Genomic DNA, 24,937 nt, shown 5'->3' with positions numbered 1-24,937 from the left:
GTGATACCGGTTAGTATATCAGACACGGCCGCCACCGCCAGTGCCCGGAGAATCTCAGTTTTTCCCGCAGCTCTGGAGATACTGGACTACCTCACAATGTTTAGTAAAATTTCATAAAATAGCAACCCATGAAACCTGAAACTTTTTCCCTGTATGACGCTTCAAACAAATCCAGGAAGCAACACCACCAAGAGGAGAAGCTCATGAAAAAGGACATGACCCAGGTCTACGAATGCGATGTCAGTGACTGCGCTTACAACAAACACAACTCATGCCATACGCTGGCCATCACCGTCGGCGGACCGGAAGATTGCCCCCACTGCGACACCTATATGGTCACCGCCCTTGCTGGAGGAATCGAAGACGTGAAAGCCGGAATCGGCGCCTGCAAGGTCTCATCCTGCACCATGAACCAGGACTTTGAGTGCAATGCCGAGAGCGTCAGGATCGGCTGGCATGCCAATCACCCTGACTGTAGGACCTTTCGGCCCCGAACCACAACATAAGCATGGCGAGGTTTATGCTGCGCCACGGCCGCCCCTGGAATGGCTGCCGCGGATTCGGGAGAAGTGCGAAACGAAGGAGGCGCCATGCCCAGGGGAAAGGGTCTGCTATCTACAGCAGCTTCGCTGATCCCGGAACACTATGACCTGGAGCAGCTGAAGGAAGCAGCCGCAGGCTGCCGGGCCTGTCCCCTCTGGGAGCGCGGTACCCAGACCGTCTTCGGAGAAGGGCTGCCTACCGCCCGGCTGATTTTGGTCGGCGAGCAGCCGGGCGATGCAGAAGACCGCCAGGGACGTCCCTTTGTCGGTCCTGCGGGGCGCGTTCTCGACCGGGCACTGGGTATGGCGGAAATCGAACGCAGTGATGCCTATGTCACCAACGTGGTAAAGCATTTCAAGTGGGAGTCCCAGGGGAAGCGCCGTCTGCACACCAAGCCCAATGCCCGTGAGATCGGCGCCTGTCTGCCATGGCTCGACGCGGAAATCGACCTGATCAGGCCACAGGTGCTGGTGGCCCTTGGAAGCACCGCTGCCCAAACGCTCTTTGGTCCGAAGCTGCTGGTGACCCGGGATCGCGGCCACCCCCTGGCCAGCAGCCGAGCTCCGGTCGCCCTGGCCACCATCCATCCATCAGCCATCCTCCGGGTCGAAACGGACGAACAGCGCCGCCAGGCCATGGAGCTCTTTGTCGCCGATCTGCGGGTGGCGGCAGCTGCGCTACGCAAGGCCTGAATAGGGCCGCTTCCGTTCATGAAAGGGGGAGATGGCCATTACCTCCAGATGCGCCGCCCCCTGTTCCCGCCGCAGTATCCCTTCCACCAGAAACGGCCCCGGCGTCACGATCCGGTTGCCCAATCGACGATACACCGGAGGAAGCACTACCGCCTCCAGCAGGCCAGTTTCATCCTCAATGGTGAAAAACTGCAGTATGCCCTGTTTGGTTATCACCCGGCGCATGGCCGCCACCAGTGCTGCCAGTTTCACCGACTGTCCGCCACTGGCGCCGTGGGTCGAGGCAACGGTCACACAGCCGTGGCGCGTCGCTTCGTCCCGCAGCAGAACCAGAGGATGGGCCGAAAGGTGCATCGACAGGTAACGCAGCTCATTCTTCACCCGCACCAGCGATCTGTAAAGCTCCAACCTTGGACCTTCCGCGGCTGGGCTGGGCATGGAAAGGAGATTGAGACCGGCTGGGGCACCTCCCTCCTCCAGCCATTGAACGACAGTCTCATGGGCAAAGGGATAAAGGCCTGGGGCGAGGGGGAAAAGGCCGTCGCAGGCCCCGGAAAGAATCAGGGAGGATAACTCCCCCCTTGATGGCCGGGCTCGGCCCAACAGATCAGCCAGAGACCGGAACGGGCCTGCTTCGTCCCGCTCCCCAAGGATGGCGGCAGCGGTCCTGCGGCTCAGCCCCTTGATCCCGGCCAGACCGACCCGCACCCCGAGCCCCTTCTCCCGCTTCTCGCAGCGGGCAGTCAGGGCAGAACCGTTGACATGGGGAGCCGCTATCCTTACCCCAATGCGGATGAACTCTGCTGCCAGGGTCCGCAGGGGATAGAGCCCCTGATGATGATTGATGACGGCACAGGCGAACTGGACGGGGAAATGGGCCTTGGCATAGGCGGCACAGTAGGCAAGCACTCCGTAACTGGCAGCATGGGCCTTGTTGAAAGAGTAGGCGGCAAGGCGCGCCGCGGTCCGCCATGCCTCTCTGCAGGTGCCAATGTCGGCAGAGGATCGACGCGCCGCCTTGCGGAGAAACCCCGCCTCCAGCCGGGAAAGCATACTTTGATCGCCGCCGCTTTTGACGATGGCCCGGCGCAGCTCGTCCGCTTCTTCGAGGCTGATGCCACCGATCCTTGACAGGAGGAGCATGAGATCCTCCTCGTAAAGAAAGAGGCCGTGGGTCTGTTCCAGCCGGTCCTGCAACTGGGCAAACGGCACCTGGTCCGGCTCCTCGCCATGGGCACGGCGTATATAGATCGACTTGACCGCCCCGGCCGCCGTTCCTGGCCTGATCAGTGCCAGGGCCGCTATGATATCACCAATGCTCCTGACAGGCATCCTCGCCAGCAGCGAGCGCATGGTCGGGCTTTCCAGCTGGAAACAGCCGATGGTGGCTGCCCGGTCCACAAGCCGCAGGGTGCGCCGGTCGTCAAGGGGGATCGTCTGCAGAGATCTCGTTCTTCTGCCGGGAACGAGGCTGAATGTTTCGTCCAGTTCGGAAAGGCAGCGATTGCCGAGGAGGTCGATTTTCACCAGGCCGAGCCGGGCCACCCCGACCAGGTCGTACTGGGTCATGACCACCCCCTTGGGGGCGCGTTCAAGGGGCACCAGATCCACAAGGGGGGCGCGCGAGACGACAATGCCACCCGGATGGACAGCCACATGGCGGGGTTGGCCCACCAGGCGACCGATCAGGCTCAGGATTCCCTCAAGTCCCGCTGCGCCTCCTAAGAGCTCAAGCTCTCTCCCGGTCAATGCCGGCACCTCTTTACCCAGGGGCGCCAGATCGAGAAAATCCATCTCCTCTGCCGCCAGGTCGTCCGCCGGAAGGGCGGCCAAAAGCCGCTCAATCAGGGCCGGTGCCGCTCCCCACGCCTTAAGCCCCTCCCGCAGGGCCGAACGCCAGCGAAAGGTATGGTGCGTTGCCACCATCGCCACCCGCTCCCGTCCATACCGCTCGTAGACCCAGTCGATCACCCCATCCCGCCTGTGCCACGGCAGATCCAGGTCCACATCGGGCCAGGCGGTCTTCTCCCGGTGGAGAAAACGCTCGAAGAGAAGGCCGTGGGCAAGGGGATCGACACTCAAGCCTCCCAGCACCTGCAGCGTCAGGGAACTCACTGCCGATCCGCGGATGACCACCGGCACCCCCTGTTTGCGGCAATGGGCAAGAATTTCGGCAACGACCAGCATGTAACCTGAAAAGCCAAGCCTTTTGAAAAGGCGCAGCTCCTCCTCCAGCCGCGCTCCATGGGCCGCGCTCCAATGCCGCCACACTGTCGTCTCCGCCAGCGCTTCCCGGCACAAATCCTCCAGTTCATTTGCCTGCGCTTTTTTTCCCGCTCTCCCCGCCAGGGCAGGGCGTGCTGCCACTGCCTGGAGATTGAAGCGGCACATGCCGCCGAGGCGGCTGGCCGCGGCCACCGCCTCCGGCAGGTCGGCATACAAGGCAGCCGCTTCGGCAGGAGAAAGTAAGCGGCGCTCGGTGTCCTCACCATCGGTGGCCGCCAGTGCCCGGCCGTAGGGGATACCCTGGTGGACGGCACGCTGCAGTACATGGAGCGCATGGTCCTCTTCCTTAAGAAAGACCGCATCCAGATCTGCAACTACCGGCACTGCCAGTCGTCTTGCCGTCTGCAGCAGGAGCGGTTCTTCCCGGCCCCTCGCCGGACGGATCAACAGGAGCCCCAGCCGTTCAGAGGAAAAGCAACCTCCTGCCATAAGCCGCTCCACGACCGCCGGGTCGTCGCTCAGGGCAACCAGCCCGGCAGGGTGCCGCCGTGCCAACGCCACCGGCTCCAGGTCCGCGCACTGAAAAGCTCCGCGCCTGCTGCTGATCATTTGGCAGAGGCTGCGGTATCCCTGCACATCGGCCGCAAGCAGTATGAGACGACCTTGCTTGCTCCCAAAACCGCCGCGGGGATCGAAACCGGGGCGGAGTTCGATGCCGGTTATGGGAGCAATACCATGTAAGTGGCAGAGGTGGTGGAACTGCACCTGCCCGTAGAGATTGTCCAGGTCAGTCAGAGCCACAGCCCGATAACCCAGGGTAGCAGCCCTTTCCACAAGTTCTGCTACGGAAGAGGTCCCATAGCCCAGGGAGTAATGGCTTTTGGCATGGAGAAGTGTGTCCATGGCGGGCACCACTGAGGAAATGAACCGTGAAGGAATGTGTCGAAGTGATGACTCAAATTGTCAATCCGAGCCTGAAAAAAGGTGATGGTGGTCACTTTCCGGCATTCGATGTTCCTGTATAATCGCCTGCAGGTTGCCCTCACCGGGGTTGCAGAAGTTTTTGGCGTGGAAGTTGCATTATAGAAGAGGCTAACCAGGCCTCACACGCTTCTATAATTTCCGGTTCAATTGCTGTGAGAGGATGTCTTATGCGCCTTGTCCAAATATGCCTTATCGTCCTCCTCTCCTGCGCCCCCCTTGGTTCTGCGTGGGGCGAACAGCTTGACCGTGAGCGCTCCAGCACCATCGACCTGCTCATCGACCGGGCAATATCACGTAATCTCATATCCGGGGCTGTCGTCGTTGTCGGCAGCCATACCGGCATCCTCTACAGTACCGCCAAGGGTGAGACCGGCAGGCCGGGCTCGCCGAAGCTCAGTGATCACACCATGTTCGACCTGGCATCGCTGACCAAGGTCATCGCAACGACCCCAGCGATCATGAAACTGTTGGATGAGGGAAAGCTGTCCCTGGTTGACCCGCTCCCCCGCTGGTTTCCCGAGTTCGCCGGCACGCCACTGGAAAACGCCACCGTCCTCAATCTGCTGACCCACACCTCAGGGCTGAATGACTTCGATATCAGCAGCGACAATGCCATGAGTTCCGCCATCCACAAGGCAGCCTCGGAAAAGGTCCGTTGCCGTCCCGGCACCAGTTTCAACTATGCCGATATCAATTTCATTCTCCTGGGAGAACTGGTCCACCGGGCTTCGGGGAAAACACTTGATGCCTTCTGCCGCGACGAAATCTACGGTCCCATCGGAGCCGGCGCCACCATGTTTCTCCCCCCCAAAGAACTTGCTGACACCATTGCACCGACTCTCGGCTTTTCCGGCGGTGTAGTTCAGGACGCCAATGCCCGTCGTCTCGGCGGCGTCGCCGGGCATGCCGGGTTGTTCAGTACGGCGTACGATCTGTCGCGCTTTGCCCGTCTCATTCTCGGCAACGGCATCATCGACGGTACGCGTATCCTGTCTGAACGGGTCGTGACCCAGATGACCGCACCCTATTTTTATTCCAATGGCCGGGTCATTCGAGGCCTTGGCTGGGACATGGAATCCCCTTTCTCGGCACCGAAAGGGTCACTGTTTTCCGATGTTTCTTTCGGCCATACTGGCTACAGCGGCACTTCCATCTGGATCGATCCCAAGCAGGATATTTTCGTCATTGTCCTCACCAACCGCCTGAATTACCGGGATACGCACACGTTCAACCAGTTGCGGCGCGATATCTCCACTATCGCCGCTGCTGACTTTACAGTCGCCGACGACCTGATAAGGCTGATCGCCCCGGTGGAGGTAGCGCGGATCTCCGCCGAGTTATTGCGACCCGCCTTGGCACCAGCCACGCTCAAGACACCGATTCGCAAAACTAAAGTCAAACTGCTGGCCTATGCCTCCGAGACGCGCTCCCATCATCCGTCGGTGAAAAAGCGGGGCAAAGGTCACCGGCATAAATCGTACGGCAAAATCCGCCGTGCTTAGCCTGCTCATCTCCTGATCCTAACCACCATAAAGTGAGGCTGCGCCTAGCGCAGCCTCATATCGTCGAAACGTCAACATCTGCTCTTCCATCTGTTTCTTCACGGGCTCGACAGCGATTTCAGATATTCAACCAGGTCTGCCTTTTCGTTGGCCGTCAGAGCAAGGTTCAAGAAGGTGTTGTAATGATTGACCACATCGAGCAGCGTCTTGAATCTACCGTCATGGTAGAATCTGCCCTTGTTCTCCGACTTCATGAATTTCCCGTTTTCCCTGATGAATAATCCAGCCAGGTTCTGGGTCTTGTAGACCTTGTCAGGAGACCGATCGGCCTGAAAACTGTCGATGCCGATATCTTGGGCTCTGTGGGCATTCCAGCCTGGTTCGGTCCAGAGGGGCTCATGGTGACAGTTGTTACACTTCGCCTTGCCGCTGAACAGTTCGTCACCCCGCTTTGCTGCCTCCGCGTTAAAATCTACACCTGGTTGCGGCTGCGGGGCCTGTAGCGCCAGTTGATATACCTGCAATGCCGGCAGTTTCCCTGTCACCTTATCAGTATCAGGGTCAACCGAGACATGACCGAGCTTGTTTGCCACAGCTATCGGGAAGCGCGGCGCGATATCGGGAAATTGTGCCGGGTCATCAAGACGCGGATCGAAAAAAGTACCTATGCCTCCCATTTCAAGAACCGCAACGATGGAGTTCCAGTAAGGCACCGATCCCCAGGCGCCTGTCCAGGTATGAAGATTGAACCCGGCCAGGCCGAAGTTATTGGGAATCAGTGTTGCGGCGGGTCCTCCATCCGGCCGGGCAGTCTTGCCGTCAAGTAGCAGTTCGGCATCGAATTTGCCTGGCCCCCAGGAGCTCAATACCTTGCGCACATCCTGCTGGGTGATCTTCTCATTTCCCGGTGCAGATTTCAGCAATTCCACAAACCGCGAGAGATCGGGGGCAAGGGCGATGACCTTCCCCACATCCAGGTCATGGTTGGCCCAGCCGTCCAAACGGCGCCCGATACCGAAGGTCAGTGAATTGTCAACGGTGGAATGGCACAGGGCACAGGTAATACCCACCGAAGTAAGTTTGTCCCCGGAAAATACACCCTTGATCCCAACCACCCCGTTCAGCTTCAAAAGTGCCACTGTTGTCGCCGGCGCCGAGAGATCGACCTTGCCGGCACGGAGGTCCTGAACCAGTGCATCGGGCAAGGCTTCCACATCCACTTTCAGCCCCAGGTCAAGTGCGGCCTTGGGTGTCAAGCCGGTACCTACCCCTCCCAAAGCCGATCCCGCGATGGCCTGATGCAGCTTCAGTTTTCCTCCCCAAAACTGTTCGTCGCCGAAGGTGTCAAAGCGGAAAATCTGCGCTCCATCCTTGACTTTAGCCTGTGCATTCTCCAGCGCGGGCTGCAGTTGCACGGGCTGGTTCTGTGCCTCAACAGGGGGTGAGGCAACTAACGCACCAAAAGCAACGAATGTAGCAACTACCTTCATACACTTTTCTTTCATCGGTTACCTCCATTAGGAATGTTTACTGCTCAACTCTCCTTTTAATAATTATATACTTTTAATAAATGTCAAGTTATTGGCACTTGCCGACGTGGATCTGGAACCGCGCAAGGGCCTCTTAGGCCCTTTTGCAACCTGCTGCTGGAAATATGTTGAAGGATGCGAAGGGTAGGAAATGACGAGATGCTACAGCTGGACGACCAGGGGACGCTGGAGATAGATGGTTTCCTCCCCCACCTGGGCCTGGTAGGCAAGGAGTTCCACGCCGGCGGCGGCGGCGAGACGAAGGAGCCGGCCATATTCCGGATCGATGGCATCGGCGGGAGAGACGGAGTTGCAATCCGGGCGCTGAACGACGAAAAAGTTGACCGCCCGGTGCCCCAAGCGGACCATTTCCATCAGCTCTCGCAGGTGCTTCTGCCCGCGCACCGTTGCCGCATCCGGGAAAAGAGCGCGGCCGTCCTCCATGAGGGTGACGTTCTTCACTTCCACATAGCAGCGCTCATCTCCCCTGGTCAGCAGGAGGTCAATACGGCTGTTGGTGCCATAGGGAACCTCGGGACGGATCGCTTCGTACCCCTGGAGTTCAGTGACGACGCCGCATTCAATGGCCTTGTGTACCAGGCGGTTCGGCAGGCCGGTATTGATCCCGACCCAGCAGCCATCGGCCCGGACCAGCTCCCAGGTGTAGCAGAGCTTGCGCCCGGGCTTGTCGCAGCGGGAAAGGAAAGCAGGGCTGCCGGGAACGGCGCAACCCTTCATGCTGCCCGAATTGGGGCAATGGGCGGTGACTATCTCACCGCTTTCCAGGGCAAAGTCGGCGAGGAAGCGCTGGTAGCGGCGGATAAGAACGGCAGGAATCAGTGGAGGGAGGAGACAGGCACCGGCAGCTGTCATTCAAACCTGCGCTTGTCGAAGATGCGTTTGGTTTTTTTCTCCGAGCGGGGAAGGGTCCCGTAATCCACCATCTCAACACTGCAGGAGACAAGGAGAGTACGCTTGATACCGGAAATGATGCTCCTGATTACCTGGCTGTCGGCAAAAGCCTCTCCGTTACGGGCTCGCTCGACCCTGGCAAGCATGTAATCCCTGCCGTCTTCGCCATGGTCGAGGATTATCTGATACTCGCTGCCGATGCCGGTGATTTTTGTCAGGACCTCATCGATCTGGCCCGGATAGATGTTGACTCCCCTAAAGATGACCACATCATCGGAACGGCCGAGAATGCGGTCGTGCCGGGGAAAATTGCAGCCGCACGGACAGTCTCCTACCAGGAGGCGAGTCAGATCGCGGGAGCGGTAGCGGATCAGCGGTGCTCCTTCCTTGCCCAGGGTGGTGAAGACCATCTCCCCCACCTCGCCGGGGCCGACCGGCTCCATGGTTTCCGGGTTGAGCACTTCCAGGATATAGTAGTCGGCCCAGTAATGGATGCCGGTACCCAAGCGGCAGGAGAGCCCGGTGCCAGGGCCATAAACCTCGGTGAGGCCAGTGATGTCATAAATCTCTTCAACGCCGAGAAATTCGTGCATGGTTTCCAGCATGGCGCTGGAACTGCGCTCGGCGCCCATGATGATCTTTTTCAGCTTCAGGGTGTCCTTGAGGCCGAGCCGGTGGACCTCTTCTGCCAGGAGCAGGCCCATGGACGCCGTGCAGCAGAAAACGGTCGACTGAAGGTCCTGGAGAAAACCTATCTGGATCTCCAGGTTGCCGGGGCCGACCGGAATGGCCATGGCGCCGAATTTCTCGCAGGCAAGCTGGAAGCCGATGCCGGCAGTCCAGAGACCATAGCCGACGGCAATCTGCACCCGGTCCTCCCGGGTGACCCCTGCCAGTTCGTAGCAGCGGGCAAACATGGCCTGCCAGTCGTCCAGGTCCTTCTGGGTGTAACAGAGGACCTTGCGCTTGCCGGTGGTGCCCGACGAGGCATGGATGCGGACGATGTCCTCGAAGGGGGCAGCGCGCAGGGCAAAAGGATAACCGGCGGCAAGATCCTGGGCGGTGGTAAAGGGAAGGCGGCGCAGGTCGTCGAGCGAGCGGATCTCTTCCGGTCTGACCCCCGCCGATTCCATGCTTTTGCGGTAAAAAGGGGAATTATTCCAGGCATGGCGCACTGTCCATTGCAGCCCCGCGAGCTGGTGAGCGGCCAGTCCGGCCGGAGTTGCACATTTGAGGGGAAAACGCTTCAGCATTTACTCTTTTACTCCTTTCCCACGAGCTTCAAGCCCGGTGCGGAAGGCAACCATCGCCGTTTCCAGCTCTTTCTGCTTACCAGCCAATTTCCGGCCGATGGTCCGTTCCACATCGGCTGCCGTGCAGAATAGCCGTTCCGGCTCGGCCAGGGCCAACCCCAGGATCATCAGGTTGACCAATTGGGGATTGCCCATGGCAAGGGCAGCGGCATCCGCATCCATGGCGGCAAGGGGATGCCCCGTCTCCACCAGGGACAGGGGCGCAGCATTGGCTACGATCCAGCCGTTTTCCTTCAGAAAATGCCGGTGCAGGGCCACCGTCTCCGCTTTCAGGGACAGGAGGCCGTCCGCCTGCCCCGGGCGTACCAGAGGACTGAAGAAGTCTCCCACCTTGAAGTGGGATACGACGATGCCACCGCGCTGGGCCATGCCGTGGGTCTCGGAAGTCAGCACCGGCAAACCCTTGTGGATGGCCGTCTCCGCCAAAAGCCGGGTGATGAAGAGGATCCCCTGGCCGCCGACACCGGAAATGATCAGTTGCTGGTTCATGGCTTCTCCCTCCTTGTGATAGAGCGGGAAGGACAGACGTCTAGGCAGACGCCGCAGCCGCTGCAAATCAGCTGGTCAACGGCAACCTTCTTCGTTGCCTCGTCAAAAACCAGTGCCGGGCATTCGAACTGGCTGGTGCAAACCCGGCAGCCGGTACAGTCATCCTCCACCTCCGCCTGTGGTCGCTGCTGTTTCGGACGGCTTTTGTCCACCAGGCATGGGCTTTTGGCAATGACCACCGCCACACTGTCCTTGCAGGCAAATTCGACCGCCTCACGGACCAGGCTGGTGAATGCGGGAAGATCAAGGGGATCGCCCGTCTTGCAAAAGCGGACCCCGCATCCCTCCACCACGGAGGAAATCTCCACCGGCACTCCACCCGGAAGGGGCATGGCCGGGGTAGGCTGGTTACCGGTCATGGCCGTAGTGGAGTTGTCGAGAATAACCAGGACGAAGCGAGCCTTCTGGCTCACCGCATCGATCAGCGGCGGAATTCCTGCGTGGAAAAAGGTGGAATCGCCGATGGTCGCCACCACGTCCCGCTCTTCGCCGGAGATGCGGTAGGCGTGGTGGAAACCCGCAGCCTGGCTTACTGCCGCCCCCATGCAGAGTACCGTATCGACCCCACCCAGATTGGCCCCCAGGGTGTAGCAGCCGATATCACTGGGATAAATCCCCTTGGGCGCAGCCTTCTTTATGGCATAAAAGCTGGCCCGGTGCGGGCAACCGGGACAGAGCGTCGGCCGCCGGCCGCCACCGGCGGGCGCTTCCGGCGGAGCGGGCACCGTGACCCCGGCAAACTCGCCGATGATTCGCTCCACTGCTTCAGGTAAAAGCTCTCCCGCCTCTGGAACCGCACCGGACAGCTTGCCCCGCACGGTAGCACGGTTGCGTAGCTGCATCTCAACGACACCGGTGGTCTCTTCCAGAACGAGGATCTCGTCAAATCCATGCAGAATTTCTTCGGTAAAGCGGGTATGAAGAGGATAAGGCTGGAGCACCTGGAAAAAAGGGATTTTATCCATCAGGCCGAGGTTGGCCATGATCTCTTTGGCATGGCCTGCAGCTGCTCCGGATGCCACAATGGCCTTCTTAGATCCTGCGCCAGAATTGAGGCGGCGGGGAGCGGTCGGCGCGTAATCGGCTATCTGCGCCAGTTTTGCGTTCAGCTCCAGGTGGAGCCGGTAGCGGAAATTGGGGGTCGCCGCCCACCGTGACGGCTCTTTCCTGAAATCGGCCCGCCGCTCCTGCTTCTGCACAGTTGCGAGGTGAATATCCTGGCAGGCGTGGCAGACCCGGGTCGTCGGCCGGAGCATGACCGGCACCCGGAACTCCTCGGAAAGCTCGAATCCCAGGGCCACCAATTCCCGGGCCTGGGCCGGCGAATCGGGATCAAGCACCGGCACTTTGGCCAGCATGGCCAGCAGGCGGCTGTCCTGCTCTGTTTGTGAGGAATGGGGGCCCGGATCGTCAGCGCTGATGACGAGAAAGCCGCCGACCACCCCGAGATATGCGGCGCTCATGAAAGGATCGGAGGCGACGTTGAGCCCCACCTGCTTCATGGCGACGGCAGTCCGCAGCCCCGACTGGCTGCCGGCATAGGCTATTTCCAGGGCCACCTTTTCGTTGATAGCCCATTCCACATGCATGGCCGTGCCTTCCGCCTTCTGCCATGCCATGACGCCGGTCAGGATCTCGGAGGCCGGGGTCCCCGGATAGGAGGTGGCCATGACGCACCCGTTTTCCACCAAGGCACGGGCGATTGCCTCGTTGCCCTGCATCAGTCTTCGTCTGCCACTACTATGCAAAAAAAGCCTCCTCCACCTGCCGGATCTTCGGCAAAAAAAAGCGATTTTCCGTCCGGCAGAAGTATTTGTCAACTCCAAAACCGGACATGACCACCCCTTCGGCAATCAGCAAGCGCCCGATAGAAGCCAGTTTTCAGAAAGACCGGTCTTGCCTGGCGAAGAGGGCACTTACTCCGAGAGAACCTTCCACGGTAATGGTACAAGTGTTGGCCGCTCCAGAACAGCCCCCCTGCCAGCCAATAAATTGGGAGCCAAAGTAGGGAGTTGCCTTGAAGGTTATGGATGTGCCGGGGATGAAGCTTGTGGGAGATCCCGGAGGACAAGGGATGCTGCCGTCGTTGCAAGTGATAATTCCTTCGCCGGTGCCCGCCTTGGTGACCGTAACCTGGGCACGGTATGGCGGATCGTACTGCCAAAGGGAGGCGTGACGAGGGGAACTGCATTCCCCCTGCCACGGATCGGCCAGCTCATTGCCGAATTGCCGCCGAATAAAGACGCCGAAATGGAGGTGCGGGGCCAGGGAAGCGCCGGAGTTTCCCACTTCGGCGATCTTATCCCCTTTTTTCACCCGAGTGCCGCTGGTAACGGCGATGGAGCCACGGCGCAGATGGGCATAGAGGGTAAAAATGAGCTGGGGGGGCTCCCCGTGGCGGATAAGGACGAAATTCCCGGCATCGAAGCCCCAGGAGAAGCAGCCGTCGGTCCCGACACAGAGTGCCCCGGGATCACCGGTGGCAGCATCAGCCTCCAGGCAGCGGTCTCCGGCAGCATCGCCGTCACCCGAACAGTGATCCTCCTGCCCTCCCGAAACCAGCAACACCTCGCCATCAGCGGCAGCCAATACCCCGACCCCATCCTTTACCGAGGAAACGGTGATGTCGGTACCCGTATGGCCTGTGTAGCCAGGCTTGCCGCAGTCGAAGGCCTTGCCGCTCCCACCGATGTCCGGATAACCGATGTAAAAGGCGCTTCCCGTGCAGTTGACACCGGGAATGCAGGCGACGGGCCAGGCAAGCATGCCGGCACGGGCTGCTACCGGCAGAAGGAACACGCTTGCCATGATTAACAGTATGCGTAGATGAGTGATTGGGTGCAAATGAACCGTTCCTGCGGGGATTCCAACCGGTCCAGCCGGTTCTGCAGCCAATATAAATACGCAAAAAATCGGAAAAGTTCCAGCTTTTTCTTGGCGGGGTATCCTGGCCAGAGTACAATTGATTCAGGGAAACGCTGGAACTATCTGGGAGGGGAATATGGGATTCATCCTCAGTTGGCTGATATCCGCTCTGGCCATTGCCATAACCGCGTACCTGCTGCCAGGGGTCAGACTGTCGGGATTCCTTGCAGCCATGGGCACTGCCGCCGTCCTCGGCCTCGTCAACGCCATCATCAAACCGCTCCTGCTCATTCTCACCCTTCCCATCACCATCATCACCCTCGGTCTCTTTACTCTCGTCATCAACGCGGTGCTCATCATGCTAACCAGCGCCATCGTTCCCGGCTTTGAGGTGAGTGGCTTCTGGCAAGCGCTCCTCTTCAGTCTGGTGCTGGTGGTGGTCAATTATCTTCTCGGCCTGATTTTCTGACCAACCTGCTAAGCAATGTGCTGCTCATCCGGATGCTGCAATGCATCGGACTGCACCAGCAGTGCATGATCAACCGGTACGGCAACAGCCGCCATCGCCGGCAGTACCGAAGAAATGACCGGCGTCGGCAAGGGCGCAAGCTCTGTGGCCCTTTCCCGGTGAAGCTGCAGAAGAAATCGCATAACGCCATGAAAGACAACACTCATCCCTGACATCTCGCAAAATTCCTCTATCGCCACCTCCAGCACGTAAAACCGGCTGGCGTCTTCCAAAGAGCCGCTTCTCAGCAAATCACCGATCACCTCCATGCCCAAGGCTCCAAAGAGAAACACAGCCATGCCCCCCAGAACCCAAATAAGCTCCCGACGGAAATCGCGCCACAGGAAATAGAAGTGGCGCCCCATAACCAGCACGAAAAACAGCCCGGCAATGACATAGAAGGGAATCCAGGCGCCATGGCCATGGATGGAGGGAACATGGGGCAGTGATTTCAGGACCGTCCCGACCCGTTCGTGAATCATGGCCGCCTCGTCGGCAGAAATGTAAATAAATCCGGCACTGGCCAGCTTTAAAAAGAGAGGCGACGGCTTTTCCCGTCGGCAGGAGCGGCTTGCCAACCATAAAAGCGCTCCGGTCATGAAGAGCTGCATGGAAGAAAACCATGCGGGAATGCAGGCTTCGCCGTCCAGATCGAACAGGGCATGGATGGTAAAAGATGGTCTGCCCAACAGGTAGCTGAGGAGGTAGATGGAAACTATGGCCGTTTCGCAAAGGATAAGCGTCTTCAGGATATTCACAGCCTCGCGGGTGGTATACCGAAATTCGATGGTCATTGGATCCCTCCGGCCGCCGTATCAGGCGGTAATGGTAATGCCTCCAAGTGCCGACAACTACAAATACCATGCCTGAGGTAACACACTGTTTTTACGATCAAAAATCCACGACCCTCTTCCTCGTCCTCCATTTCCGCCGTACTTTTTTACAGGGCAGGGTAAAAAAACCCGACACCGCGGCGGCTTCGGCAAGTAAATCGGCCCCTTGGCTTTTCCTCCTAAAGAATCGCGAAACAGCCCCGATAAGTGTCTGCAAAGGAGTCACCCATGCCAAAGACTGCACTTGTCGTTGATGATGCCGGCGTTGTCAGGCAGCTATGCGCCCTGACCCTGAGAAGGGTCGGCTATGATGTGATCGAGGGGATAAACGGGAAAGATGCCCTGGCAAAAACGGAAGGGGTCCATCTGGATCTTGTCATCACCGATCTGAACATGCCGGAAATGGATGGCATTGAGCTGGTCAAACAGCTCCGCCTGCGACGGGAGTCGAAGTTCATTCCCATCGTCGTCCTGTCTACCGTGTCCCAGGAAGCAAAGGTCGACGAAGGCAGGGCGGCCGGCGCCAGCGGCTGGATCTTCAAGCCTTTCGACGCCAACAAACTGCTGGAGACGATAAAGAAGTTCCAGTAGAGCCACCTTGCACTGCTTTCCATGATACACGCTTTTCCCGCTCCTGCGACAGCTTGCACCCCAGCATAAAATCCTTGACGAGATGGTGAAATATGGGCAATGACTAGAATTATTGCCCATATTCCTGCCGACGCCATATGCGGGGAAACAATGCTCAACCTCATCATTCATCTTCTGGAAAGACTCGGCATCTTCGCCATTGCCTTCATCCTCATCATGCGTTTCGATGTCTTCAAGAGGCTCCTGGTGGGCCGAGCGAGCCGCTATGAACGTCTTTCCCTGTCCCTTGTCTTCGGCCTGTTCGGCATTGCCGGCACCTATCTTGGGGTTCCGGTGCAAAACGCCATCGCCAATTCCCGCGTCGTCGGCGTCGTCCTTGGCGGTATTCTGGGAGGGCCGCTGGTAGGCTTGTCTGCCGGGATCATCGCCGGCGCCCATCGTTTTCTAATCGAGATGAACGGCTTTACCTCAGCAGCATGCGGCATAGCCACCATCGCCGAGGGGATTGTCGGCGGCATTCTCTACCACCGGATCAGGCGGACCCGTTACGACCCGACAGCCGCTTTCGTCACGGGAATAGTGGTCGAGACGCTGCAGATGGCCATCATCCTGCTTGTAGCCAAGCCGTACCCGGCGGCCCTATCCCTGGTGCGAACCATCGCCTTCCCGATGATCCTGGTCAATGCCCTGGGACTTGCCCTTTTCGTCGAATTGGTTGCCTCACTTTTCCGGGAGCAGGAGCGTTTTGCAGCCTTTCAGGCCCAGGCCGCCCTCAACATCGCTCTCCGCACCCTCCCCTTTCTGCGCGGCGGGCTCACCGCCACCTCCACAACCCAGACTGCTCGCATTATCCTGGAGATGACTGACCTGGATGCTGTTGCCTTTACCGACCAGTCCACCATCCTCGCCCACGCCGGTGTCGGCGAGGATCACCACCGGCCCGGAATGGCACTCATGACCGACGCCACCAGGGACGCCCTCGCCTCCGGCCGTATTGCCGCGCCGCTGACGAGGGAGGAAATAGGGTGCACCAAAGAGGGATGCCGCCTGGGCTCGGCAATTATCGTTCCCCTGAGAAGCGAAGAGCGCGTTATCGGCGCTCTCAAGCTCTATCGTATCAAGGAAAACGGCATCACACCACTGGATATGGAGCTGGCCCACGGGCTTGCCCATCTCTTTTCCAGCCAGCTCGAACTGTCCCAACTGGACGAGCAGAAGAAACTGGTGCGGGAGGCGGAAATCCGTGCCCTGCAGGCCCAGATCCATCCCCACTTTCTTTTCAACGCCATAAACACCGTCAAAAGCTTCATCAGGACCGATCCGACCACCGCTTCAGAGCTTCTGGTCAAACTTGCCGAATTTCTGCGGCGCAATATCCGTCCCGCCGGAGGGCTCGTCACCCTGGCGGCCGAACTGGAACACTGCCGGGCGTACCTCGCCATCGAGATGGCCCGTTTTGGTGATCGGGTGCGGATCGCCTATCGCATTGAGGAAGGGGCGCTGACCTGCCTTCTTCCGCCGCTTACCCTGCAACCGCTGGTGGAGAACGCCCTGCGGCACGGCATCCTGACCCGTGAGGAGGGGGGGGAGGTGATGGTGGTCGCCCGGCGCGTCGGCGATGTGGTGGCTATCGAGGTCCGTGATACCGGCGTTGGCATCACGCCGGAGAAGCTGGCCGGGCTCTTCGCGGAAAAAGAGGCCGATTCGGATGAAGAGGTGGGGATCGCCCTGCAGAATGTCAATGGCCGCCTGGGTGCATTTTTCGGCAGGGATCACCTCCTCCGCATTGAAAGCACCCCATCCCGGGGCACCACCGTATCCTTCACCGTGCCTGCCGGCAGCGCTGAGGGAGAAGGAGCACACCAATGACCATCAAAGCCTTCATTATCGATGATGAAACCCCGGCCCGGGAAGAACTCCGCTACCTTCTGCAGCAGATGGAAGACGTTGACGTGGTCGGTGAAGCAGGCAGCGGCAGCACAGCCCTGGCAGGGATACGGGAAACGGGCCCGGAGCTGCTTTTTCTCGATATCCACCTGCCAGGCCTCAGCGGGCTGGAGCTGGCGCAGCTCCTTGCCGAGCTTCCCACCCACCCCCTGATCATTTTCGCCACTGCCTTCGAACATTATGCCTGCGAAGCCTTCGAGGTAGAGGCGGTCGATTATCTGCTGAAGCCCTTCACCCTTGAGAGGGTGGCCAAGGCCGTCTCCAAGGCTGCCCGGCTCTTGGGGAGCAAACCCGCTTCTGGGGATGCAACCCCGGCTGTCGGCGATGGACACGATGGCTGCTCCGGAAAGCTTCCCCTCTACCAGGGAGAGCGGATCATCCCTACCTCACCCGAACGGATAGTCTTTGCCCAGGCAGACGAAGGCGCAGTCCTCGTCCATACTGCAACCGACCGCTACCGGAGCCGGTCCACCCTCACTGAACTGGAGAGCAAACTCGCCCGTCACGGCTTCGTCCGGGTTCACCGCAGCTTCCTGGTCAACACAAATCATGTTCTGGAAGCGATCCCCTGGTTCAACGGCAGTTTCAGGCTGACCATGGACGACCTGAACCGGACCGAGATCATGGTGAGCCGTTATCATGCCAAAGACCTGAAAAAATCCCTGGATCTCTGATTCCGAAACGCCACAACCATTCATCGTCTCAAATCGACCATTCATACCAACATCGGCACCATTGGGCCGGTACCCTTTTTCATCGTATCCCACATGAATTATTCTGGAGACAATCGGCACCATAACCGGATTATTCATAGGAGGCATCAATGAACGCATTGACTCTCATCTTCACGTCCCTCTGCGTCTTTGCCATCGGCTACCGCTTTTACGGGTTGTTTATCGCCAGACGGGTCATGGCGTTGAACGACGAGCGCCCGACCCCGGCAGTAACCCTTGCCGACGGCCACGACTACGTCAAGACGGACAAGTACGTCCTTTTCGGTCACCACTTTGCCGCCATCGCCGCGGCAGGACCACTGCTCGGGCCGGTTCTTGCCGCCCAGTTCGGCTTCCTCCCCGGTGCCCTCTGGATCATCATCGGCGCAGTCGTCGCCGGTGCCGTTCACGACTCCATCGTCCTCTTCGCCTCGGTGCGCCACAAGGGGAAGAGCCTTTCGGCCATCGCCGGGGCTGAAATCGGCAACGTCGCCGGTAAAGTCGCCTCCATCGCCATTCTTTTCATTCTCATCCTCACCCTGGCGGGGCTCTCCATAGCCGTCGTCAACGCCATGTTCGCCAGCCCCTGGGGCACCTTCACCGTCTTCTGCACTATCCCCATAGCCATGGTCATGGGAATCTACATGCACAACATCAGGCCAGGCGACGTCAAAGGGGCAAGTGTCATCGGCGCGCTGCTCTTACTTCTTGCTGTACTGGCCGGACCCTACGTGGCAGCAAACCCCACCCTGGCCTCTTTGTTCACCTTTTCCAAGAAGCAGATCGCCCTTATCATCCCCATCTATGGCTTTTTTGCCTCAGTACTGCCGGTCTGGTTCCTGCTTGTTCCCCGCGACTACCTCTCCACCTACCTCAAGATCGGCACCATCGCCTTGCTGGCCTTGGGCATCGTCGCCGTCCATCCCCAACTGCAGATGCCCGCCATCACCCAGTTCGCCGCCGGCGGCGGACCGGTAATCCCGGGGGCGGTGTTCCCATTTATTTTCATCACCATCGCCTGCGGCGCCCTTTCCGGATTCCACGCCATCATCGGCACCGGCACCACGCCAAAGATGATCGCCCATGAGAAGGATATTCTCTTCGTCGGCTATGGCGCCATGCTTACCGAGGGCTTCGTGGCGATCATGGCCCTCATTGCCGCCTGTACCCTGGTCCCTGCCGATTACTTCGCCATCAATTCCGCCCCAAAGGCATTCCAGGCACTGGGCATGGCAACCGTAAATCTCCCCGAACTGGCACGCGAGGTGGGCGAGCAGGTTCAAGGGCGCCCCGGAGGCGCCGTTTCCCTTGCGGTGGGTATGGCCTACATCTTCTCATCCATTCCATTCATGAAAGGGCTAATGGCTTACTGGTACCACTTCGCCATCATGTTCGAAGCGGTCTTCATTCTCTCCGCCGTCGATGCCGGTACCCGAGTCGGTCGCTATCTGCTTCAGGAAATGCTGGCCAAGGTCTATCCCCGCTTCTCCGATAATCGTTGGACGCCTGGGGTAATCATCACCAGCCTCATTTTTACTTCGGCCTGGGGCTACCTGGTCTATACCGGTGACATTACCACTATCTGGCCCCTCTTCGGCATGAGCAACCAACTGCTGGCCACCTGCGCCCTCATCGTCGGCGCCACCATGCTCATCAGGCTCGGCAGGGCACGTTACGCCTGGATAGCCGCAGTACCCGGCCTTTTCATGATACCCATCACCATGAGCGCCGGGTATCTGAACATCACGCGCAACTTTCTCCCTAAAGGGCTGATGCTACTGGCAGTTCTTTCGGTTATCCTCATGATCCTCATGTCCATTGTATTCATTTCCGCCTTTCTGCGCTGGTACAAACTCCTCCAGGTAAAGGAGCGGATTGTCGATGCCAATGGCGACTCTGTCGTGGAAAACGTTGAGATAGCCGATGAACGGTATGCCCTGCCGGCTGCCCAGGAATAAAGTATTGTGGTATAGTCTCGATATGTTTCCCATGACTAGTAAGGAGGGAATCGCCCAATGAGCAAGCGACCGGCCATCGTCATCCTCGATGGCTACACCATCAACCCCGGGGACAACCCCTGGGATGCCGTCGAGACTCTCGGCAGTTGTACCATTTACGACCGGACCCCTCCCGAACTGAAAGTGGAACGGGCCAGGGATGCAGAGATCATCCTCACCAGCAAGGTGAAGGTCGATGCCGCCGCCCTGGCCCAGCTCCCAAACCTGCGCTACATCTCGCTTCTGGCCACCGGCTATAACAATGTGGACGTGGCAGAAGCAGGAAGGCTCGGCATTCCGGTCGCCAATGTCCCCGCTTATTCCACAGAGTCCGTTGCCCAGACCATCTTCGCACTGCTCCTGGAGCTGACCACACGGGTCGGGCTGCACGACAGCGCAGTCAGGAAAGGGGAATGGGTCCGCTGCCCTGATCATTCTTTCTGGAAGACCTCTATTCTGGAGCTGGACGGCCTGACCCTCGGCATCGTCGGCTACGGCGCCATAGGCCAGGCCGTCGCCAGGATCGGTGCCGCCTTTGGTCTGCGTATCGTCGCCTACAATCCTCGCCCCAAAGACCCCGGCCCGCTACCGGTCCGGTTTCTTCCCCTTGAGGAGCTCTTCGCCATCGCCGACGTGGTCTCCCTCAACTGCCCACAGACCGACGATAACACGGGCTTCGTCAATGCCACTCTCCTTTCGGCCATGAAACCGACTGCTTTCCTGATCAATGCGTCACGCGGCGGCCTGGTCAATGAAGCAGATCTGGCGGCAGCCCTCAAGGCAGGGCGTATCGCCGGCGCGGGGCTGGATGTGGTCGCCCACGAACCGATGCTTGGTGATAATCCGCTGCTTGCCGCCCCGAACTGTATCTTCACTCCGCACCTTGCCTGGGCTTCCCTGGCAGCCCGGCGCAGGCTGACCGCCATCGTCGCCGGAAATATCCGCTCTTTCCTGGCCGGCACACCAGTCAATGTTGTGAATGAAGCCTATCTGCAATGCCGTTGACCGCAGACTCTTGACAAATTTTACGGGTCAGGATATTTCTTCGGGTAATAAAACAATGTTCTTACATTTAGCACGCCTGGGGAAAAAGGAAAACCGATGCGCGACTTCAATGATACCGACCGTCAAAAGAAAAAGGGCAGGATCACCCTGCCCGAAAATCCCGATAATCTCTCGTCGGAAGCCCTCCAGAATCTGGAGACAGCAGTGAGGGGCGCCGTCCGAGATGGCTACGTACCCTGCCCATCCGCCTGGAGGATTGCTGCCGATGCAGGCATCTCCCGTCTCGCCGTCGGTGCCATGATCGACCGGCTCGGCATCCGCATAACCGACTGTCAGCTCGGCTGTTTCAAGGTGAGCAAGACCGCCCACGCCGGTACGGTATCCGAACCGTTCACCGAAGAAGTGGCTCGCCAAACGGCAGCCCTCGCTGAAAAAGGAGAGCTGACCTGTGCCGCCGCCTCTGCCCTCGCTCAGGAGCTCAAGGTCAAACCAATGGCCGTTGCCGAAGCTGCCAATGTACAGCTGTATAAAATCAGGCAGTGCCAGCTGGGGTGCTTCTAGGCACCCCAGCGACGCCTTTACAGATGTTGCCTGCACCCACCCTATCGCCTCACCAGTCCTGCCTTTTTACCGAAACCATGGAGCCACATTCTTTGTCAGATACGAACCGGAGGCGGATTTAGGAAGCCCTCTCCTGCAATAACCATATCCGTCATCCATCCGTGACATTAAGCAAAAAGAAAGGCCGGTTTCCCGGCCTTTCTTTTTGCTGCTGTTGTATTGAATTCGAATTACAATTTGCTGTGACAGGACTGGCAACTGATGGTGGTGTCGGTCCAGGTGACGGATTCGCCCACTCTCAGGTTGTGGCAGGAGATGTTGGAGCAGGTACCTGCCGTAGCGTTCCACATATTGTCCGTCAGAGCAGTCTTGGCGGTGTCGAACGCACTGATGCCGTTTTTGTAGTTGCTGCCGTTACGCACCCAGAGACCGGAGTAGTTGGAGAAGCTGCTGGTCCTGAGCTGTGCCTTCGAAATGACCTTGAGTGCGGTGGTCGGGAAAGCAATATCCTTTTTGCCGTTGACGTGGATAGCGAAGTCGGCAATCTGGGCATTACCCTTAACCAAAGCGCCGTTGACACCCTTGGTGTGACAGGTGTTACAGAGGGTGTTCTGGTCGTTCTGCGCGAGTTGCATTGTCTTGTAATGGCAGACATTACAGGTAATGGTTGTGGATTGGCCCGCTACACCATGGCTGGAGTTTCCGGTTGATGCTGCAGCCAGTTTTCCGGAAACGCCGTTGTAGACGTTGTCATAATGGATACCCACCTGGTGCGCATTATGCGCGGCTGTCTGCGGGGAGTTGCCGTGACACTTGGCACAACGATCGCCACCGAGGGTAGCAAAGGTCGTGGTCCAGACCGGTGCATGGCCGTTGCCTGTGGGTCCGGCAACCATGGCATTTTTGCCGTCACTGTGGCAATAGACAAGGTCACAGCTCTTGTCACCGTTCATTGCAGCGCCGACACCGTTTTTCTGGCGCAGAGCGCCGGCACCGGCAGTTGCCGGATCAAGTTGCACTTCGACACTGCCATCGATATGGAAGGTAGATTCCACCAGTGGATGACAGGTACCGCAACCAAAGCCGTACTTGACGCCATTGGCCGCTTCCGAACCGGAAGACTTGATGGCAGTGTAGTTATAGAAGGTAACGCCGGTGCTCAGGTTCAGATTGGCGTGGACCGTGTGGGCGGCTGAGAGGTTCGGATGGCAGCCGTCGCATTTGAGGGTACCACCCCATGTTGCTGCTGTTGCTCCGCCAGAGGTGCCGTTGCTGTGGCAGGAAATGGCCGAACAGCTGGTGGTGCCGGTGAAGCTGACATTGACCAATTTGAAGCTGCTGCCCTGGTTGACCCCGACCGTGCGGTTGATGTGCTGGGCAACGGCGGCAATGGTGCCGTTGGTCTGGGTGGTATTCCAGTGACAGTTCTGGCAGGTTGCCCCTGCAACAAGGTGGGCGTTGTGGCTTCCAGATGTCAGGTTGGCAGAGGTGGAGCCGTGGCAGCCGCTACAATCTAGGGTCGTGCCGCTGGTCCAAGTTGGGGGATTGACAGAGACGCCTTTGCCGTTGCTGTGGCAATAGAAGTTGGCGCAGGATTTGTTCTTGCCGGCATTGACGCCGGAATAGTCAACGAACTTGTTGACGTGCTTATTGAAGTTGTTTGCCGCGATGGCGGTATCACTGCTGACGGTCGTGGCATGACAGTCGATACAGCCGAAGCCACCGCCGGTAGAAGCACTGCCGATATGTGCCTTGTGGGCGCCGGAGAGCATGGTCGGTGTGGTGGTCGGATTGGTTCCGGCAATGGTGGTTGTGGCATTACCATGGCAGGTAGAGCAGCTTGCATCCCTGGCGGTAATACCCCAGTTGACCGTCGTGCTGCCGCCGTTGCTGCCGCGGCCGTTGCTGTGACAGTAGGTGGCGGTACAGTTTGCGTTGCCGCCGGTGGTCCACTGGTAGCCCTTGAGGTCGGTGGAACCCGTAAGCTGCGGCGCATAGGCGCTGTTAGCTGATGCACCACGTCCGGCGGAACTGAAGCCGAAGAAGATGGTTGCATCGGATACGTCGGTGACCGGATAGTTGGCATGCTTGCTGGTATCGGTACCGTGGCAGGAGGAGCAGGCAAACTGGTAAGCAGTGGCGCTCTGGCTGGAGGTGCCGGGGGCTGCGCCGTAGAGGCCGGTTGCCACGGTTGCCGTGTTGTAGTGAATCACGTGGGCACCGGGAAGGGCCATGCTGGCTTCGTGACACTTGTTACAGGCCAACGGTCCGGCGGTACCCCAGGCATCGGAAGCTGCTGTGCCGTGGCAGTAGGTGGTGGAACAGGTCCTGGTGCCGGCATTATACGCACCGGAGTTGTTGGTAAAGGTGTTGGGCTTGCTAAAGCGGACATCACGGGCGGCATTGATGTGCTGGCTGCCGGCGATGATGGCGCTGGTGCCGTTGACGGTGGTCCTGTGACAGTAGACGCACTTGCCGGTATCCTGGGTCGGCAGGTGCTTGGTGTGGCTGTTTACGCCAACAGCATCGGGGGTCGGCATACCGCTGGTGTTGCCGGTGGAGCCGTGGCAGCCGTTACAACCGAGGGTGGTGCCGCTGGTCCAGGCGGGCAGGGTGGTTACCGGTCCTTGGCCCTTACCATTGCTATGGCAGTAGAAGGTGGAGCAAGACTTAGTCTTGCCGGCATAGAGACCGGAGTAATCGACGAACTTGTTGACGTGCTTGTTGTAAGCGGCAATAGTGGTCGCGCCGCTCAAAGTGTTGGCATGGCAGTCGGTACAGGTGAACACACCACCCTGAGTAGCATTACCTATATGCGACTTATGGGCGCCGGAGAGCATGGTCGGGGTAGTAGTCGGATTGGTTCCGGCAATGGTGGTTGTGGCATTACCATGGCAGGTAGAGCAGCTTGCATCCCTGGCGGTAATACCCCAGTTGACCGTCGTGCTGCCGCCGTTGCTGCCGCGGCCGTTGCTGTGACAGTAGGTGGCGGTACAGTTTGCGTTGCCGCCGGTGGTCCACTGGTAGCCCTTGAGGTCGGTGGAACCCGTAAGCTGCGGCGCATAGGCGCTGTTAGCTGATGCACCACGTCCGGCGGAACTGAAGCCGAAGAAGATGGTTGCATCGGATACGTCGGTGACCGGATAGTTGGCATGCTTGCTGGTATCGGTACCGTGGCAGGAGGAGCAGGCAAACTGGTAAGCAGTGGCGCTCTGGCTGGAGGTGCCGGGGGCTGCGCCGTAGAGGCCGGTTGCCACGGTTGCCGTGTTGTAGTGAATCACGTGGGCACCGGGAAGGGCCATGCTGGCTTCGTGACACTTGTTACAGGCCAACGGTCCGGCGGTACCCCAGGCATCGGAAGCTGCTGTGCCGTGGCAGTAGGTGGTGGAACAGGTCCTGGTGCCGGCATTATACGCACCGGAGTTGTTGGTAAAGGTGTTGGGCTTGCTAAAGCGGACATCACGGGCGGCATTGATGTGCTGGCTGCCGGCGATGATGGCGCTGGTGCCGTTGACGGTGGTCCTGTGACAGTAGACGCACTTGCCGGTATCCTGGGTCGGCAGGTGCTTGGTGTGGCTGTTTACGCCAACAGCATCGGGGGTCGGCATACCGCTGGTGTTGCCGGTGGAGCCGTGGCAGCCGTTACAACCGAGGGTGGTGCCGCTGG

The 24,937-nt window shown here is 59.1% G+C and carries 19 protein-coding genes; 10 read left to right on the top strand and 9 right to left on the bottom strand.

Annotated elements, in window-relative coordinates:
• The first annotated feature begins 203 nt into the window (after positions 1-203).
• The gene (locus ML541_RS07375) at positions 204-506 is read left to right on the top strand and encodes a DUF1540 domain-containing protein (protein ID WP_243372019.1); all 303 of its coding nucleotides are present in this window, start codon (positions 204-206) and stop codon (positions 504-506) included.
• Positions 507-590: 84 nt separating this feature from the next.
• Positions 591-1,235, top strand: coding sequence for a UdgX family uracil-DNA binding protein (locus ML541_RS07370; protein ID WP_243372017.1), 645 nt, complete (start codon positions 591-593; stop codon positions 1,233-1,235).
• Here ML541_RS07370 and dnaE read toward each other — a convergent pair.
• On the bottom strand, positions 1,221-4,364 hold the full coding sequence (gene dnaE / locus ML541_RS07365; protein ID WP_243372016.1) for a DNA polymerase III subunit alpha: 3,144 nt from the start codon (positions 4,362-4,364) through the stop codon (positions 1,221-1,223). The two genes, ML541_RS07370 and dnaE, sit on opposite strands and share 15 nt — an antisense overlap.
• A gap of 248 nt (positions 4,365-4,612) precedes the next feature.
• Between dnaE and ML541_RS07360 the strand changes: the two genes are divergently transcribed.
• Complete coding sequence (locus ML541_RS07360; RefSeq protein ID WP_243372015.1) at positions 4,613-5,947, top strand: serine hydrolase domain-containing protein; 1,335 nt, start codon at positions 4,613-4,615, stop codon at positions 5,945-5,947.
• A 98-nt stretch (positions 5,948-6,045) separates the two neighbouring features.
• Here the strand turns inward: ML541_RS07360 and ML541_RS07355 are convergent, their stop codons facing one another.
• The 6 genes from ML541_RS07355 to ML541_RS07330 form a co-directional block, all read right to left on the bottom strand.
• On the bottom strand, positions 6,046-7,452 hold the full coding sequence (locus ML541_RS07355; protein ID WP_243372014.1) for a hypothetical protein: 1,407 nt from the start codon (positions 7,450-7,452) through the stop codon (positions 6,046-6,048).
• A 186-nt stretch (positions 7,453-7,638) separates the two neighbouring features.
• Positions 7,639-8,349 carry a DNA/RNA nuclease SfsA gene (gene sfsA / locus ML541_RS07350; protein WP_243372013.1) on the bottom strand — a complete coding sequence of 237 codons (711 nt, stop codon included), beginning with the start codon at positions 8,347-8,349 and terminating at the stop codon, positions 7,639-7,641.
• Entirely contained in the window at positions 8,346-9,641 is a 1,296-nt protein-coding gene (locus tag ML541_RS07345) for a phenylacetate--CoA ligase (RefSeq protein ID WP_243372012.1), read from the bottom strand. The genes sfsA and ML541_RS07345 overlap by 4 nt, the downstream gene beginning before the upstream one ends.
• The gene (locus ML541_RS07340) at positions 9,642-10,190 is read right to left on the bottom strand and encodes an indolepyruvate oxidoreductase subunit beta (protein WP_243372011.1); all 549 of its coding nucleotides are present in this window, start codon (positions 10,188-10,190) and stop codon (positions 9,642-9,644) included.
• A complete protein-coding gene (locus ML541_RS07335; protein ID WP_347710792.1) occupies positions 10,187-11,971 on the bottom strand; it encodes a thiamine pyrophosphate-dependent enzyme in 1,785 nt (594 codons plus the stop codon). Before ML541_RS07335 ends, ML541_RS07340 begins: the two co-directional genes overlap by 4 nt.
• Before the next feature lie 160 nt (positions 11,972-12,131).
• A complete protein-coding gene (locus tag ML541_RS07330) occupies positions 12,132-13,058 on the bottom strand; it encodes a peptidoglycan DD-metalloendopeptidase family protein (protein ID WP_243372009.1) in 927 nt (308 codons plus the stop codon).
• A 193-nt stretch (positions 13,059-13,251) separates the two neighbouring features.
• Here ML541_RS07330 and ML541_RS07325 point away from each other — a divergent pair, with 193 nt between their 5' ends.
• A complete protein-coding gene (locus ML541_RS07325) occupies positions 13,252-13,584 on the top strand; it encodes a phage holin family protein (protein WP_243372008.1) in 333 nt (110 codons plus the stop codon).
• An 8-nt stretch (positions 13,585-13,592) separates the two neighbouring features.
• Here ML541_RS07325 and ML541_RS07320 read toward each other — a convergent pair whose 3' ends face one another.
• Positions 13,593-14,417: a hypothetical protein gene (locus ML541_RS07320; protein ID WP_243372007.1), complete on the bottom strand. Its 825-nt coding sequence runs from the start codon at positions 14,415-14,417 to the stop codon at positions 13,593-13,595.
• A gap of 267 nt (positions 14,418-14,684) precedes the next feature.
• Here ML541_RS07320 and ML541_RS07315 point away from each other — a divergent pair, with 267 nt between their 5' ends.
• From ML541_RS07315 to ML541_RS07290, 6 genes are all read left to right on the top strand, one after another.
• Positions 14,685-15,047: a response regulator gene (locus ML541_RS07315; protein WP_243372006.1), complete on the top strand. Its 363-nt coding sequence runs from the start codon at positions 14,685-14,687 to the stop codon at positions 15,045-15,047.
• 99 nt (positions 15,048-15,146) lie between these two features.
• Positions 15,147-16,916, top strand: coding sequence for a LytS/YhcK type 5TM receptor domain-containing protein (locus ML541_RS07310; RefSeq protein ID WP_243372005.1), 1,770 nt, complete (start codon positions 15,147-15,149; stop codon positions 16,914-16,916).
• Entirely contained in the window at positions 16,913-17,668 is a 756-nt protein-coding gene (locus ML541_RS07305; protein WP_243372004.1) for a LytTR family DNA-binding domain-containing protein, read from the top strand. The genes ML541_RS07310 and ML541_RS07305 overlap by 4 nt, the downstream gene beginning before the upstream one ends.
• A 149-nt stretch (positions 17,669-17,817) precedes the next feature.
• Positions 17,818-19,665, top strand: a complete 1,848-nt coding sequence (locus ML541_RS07300; RefSeq protein ID WP_243372002.1) for a carbon starvation protein A — start codon at positions 17,818-17,820, stop codon at positions 19,663-19,665.
• 57 nt (positions 19,666-19,722) lie between these two features.
• Positions 19,723-20,709, top strand: coding sequence for a D-2-hydroxyacid dehydrogenase (locus ML541_RS07295; RefSeq protein ID WP_243372000.1), 987 nt, complete (start codon positions 19,723-19,725; stop codon positions 20,707-20,709).
• Positions 20,710-20,805: 96 nt separating this feature from the next.
• Positions 20,806-21,270: a hypothetical protein gene (locus ML541_RS07290; RefSeq protein ID WP_243371999.1), complete on the top strand. Its 465-nt coding sequence runs from the start codon at positions 20,806-20,808 to the stop codon at positions 21,268-21,270.
• A 230-nt stretch (positions 21,271-21,500) separates the two neighbouring features.
• Here the strand turns inward: ML541_RS07290 and ML541_RS07285 are convergent.
• A partial coding sequence (locus ML541_RS07285; protein WP_243371998.1) for a CxxxxCH/CxxCH domain-containing protein occupies positions 21,501-24,937 on the bottom strand: 3,437 nt, incomplete at its 5' end.

The sequence above is a fragment of the Geotalea sp. SG265 genome, assembly GCF_022808985.1.
Classification (GTDB): domain Bacteria; phylum Desulfobacterota; class Desulfuromonadia; order Geobacterales; family Geobacteraceae; genus Geotalea.
The sequence above is the reverse complement of the archived record's forward strand: the minus strand, read 5'-3'. Positions and strand labels throughout refer to the sequence as shown.

Coding starts and splice junctions, on each gene's coding strand:
- ML541_RS07375 (WP_243372019.1), top strand. CDS start 204: ATGAAAAAGGACATGACCCAGGTCTACGAATGCGATGTCAGTGACTGC.
- ML541_RS07370 (WP_243372017.1), top strand. CDS start 591: ATGCCCAGGGGAAAGGGTCTGCTATCTACAGCAGCTTCGCTGATCCCG.
- dnaE (WP_243372016.1), bottom strand. CDS start 4,364: ATGGACACACTTCTCCATGCCAAAAGCCATTACTCCCTGGGCTATGGG.
- ML541_RS07360 (WP_243372015.1), top strand. CDS start 4,613: ATGCGCCTTGTCCAAATATGCCTTATCGTCCTCCTCTCCTGCGCCCCC.
- ML541_RS07355 (WP_243372014.1), bottom strand. CDS start 7,452: ATGAAAGAAAAGTGTATGAAGGTAGTTGCTACATTCGTTGCTTTTGGT.
- sfsA (WP_243372013.1), bottom strand. CDS start 8,349: ATGACAGCTGCCGGTGCCTGTCTCCTCCCTCCACTGATTCCTGCCGTT.
- ML541_RS07345 (WP_243372012.1), bottom strand. CDS start 9,641: ATGCTGAAGCGTTTTCCCCTCAAATGTGCAACTCCGGCCGGACTGGCC.
- ML541_RS07340 (WP_243372011.1), bottom strand. CDS start 10,190: ATGAACCAGCAACTGATCATTTCCGGTGTCGGCGGCCAGGGGATCCTC.
- ML541_RS07335 (WP_347710792.1), bottom strand. CDS start 11,971: ATGCAGGGCAACGAGGCAATCGCCCGTGCCTTGGTGGAAAACGGGTGC.
- ML541_RS07330 (WP_243372009.1), bottom strand. CDS start 13,058: ATGGCAAGCGTGTTCCTTCTGCCGGTAGCAGCCCGTGCCGGCATGCTT.
- ML541_RS07325 (WP_243372008.1), top strand. CDS start 13,252: ATGGGATTCATCCTCAGTTGGCTGATATCCGCTCTGGCCATTGCCATA.
- ML541_RS07320 (WP_243372007.1), bottom strand. CDS start 14,417: ATGACCATCGAATTTCGGTATACCACCCGCGAGGCTGTGAATATCCTG.
- ML541_RS07315 (WP_243372006.1), top strand. CDS start 14,685: ATGCCAAAGACTGCACTTGTCGTTGATGATGCCGGCGTTGTCAGGCAG.
- ML541_RS07310 (WP_243372005.1), top strand. CDS start 15,147: ATGACTAGAATTATTGCCCATATTCCTGCCGACGCCATATGCGGGGAA.
- ML541_RS07305 (WP_243372004.1), top strand. CDS start 16,913: ATGACCATCAAAGCCTTCATTATCGATGATGAAACCCCGGCCCGGGAA.
- ML541_RS07300 (WP_243372002.1), top strand. CDS start 17,818: ATGAACGCATTGACTCTCATCTTCACGTCCCTCTGCGTCTTTGCCATC.
- ML541_RS07295 (WP_243372000.1), top strand. CDS start 19,723: ATGAGCAAGCGACCGGCCATCGTCATCCTCGATGGCTACACCATCAAC.
- ML541_RS07290 (WP_243371999.1), top strand. CDS start 20,806: ATGCGCGACTTCAATGATACCGACCGTCAAAAGAAAAAGGGCAGGATC.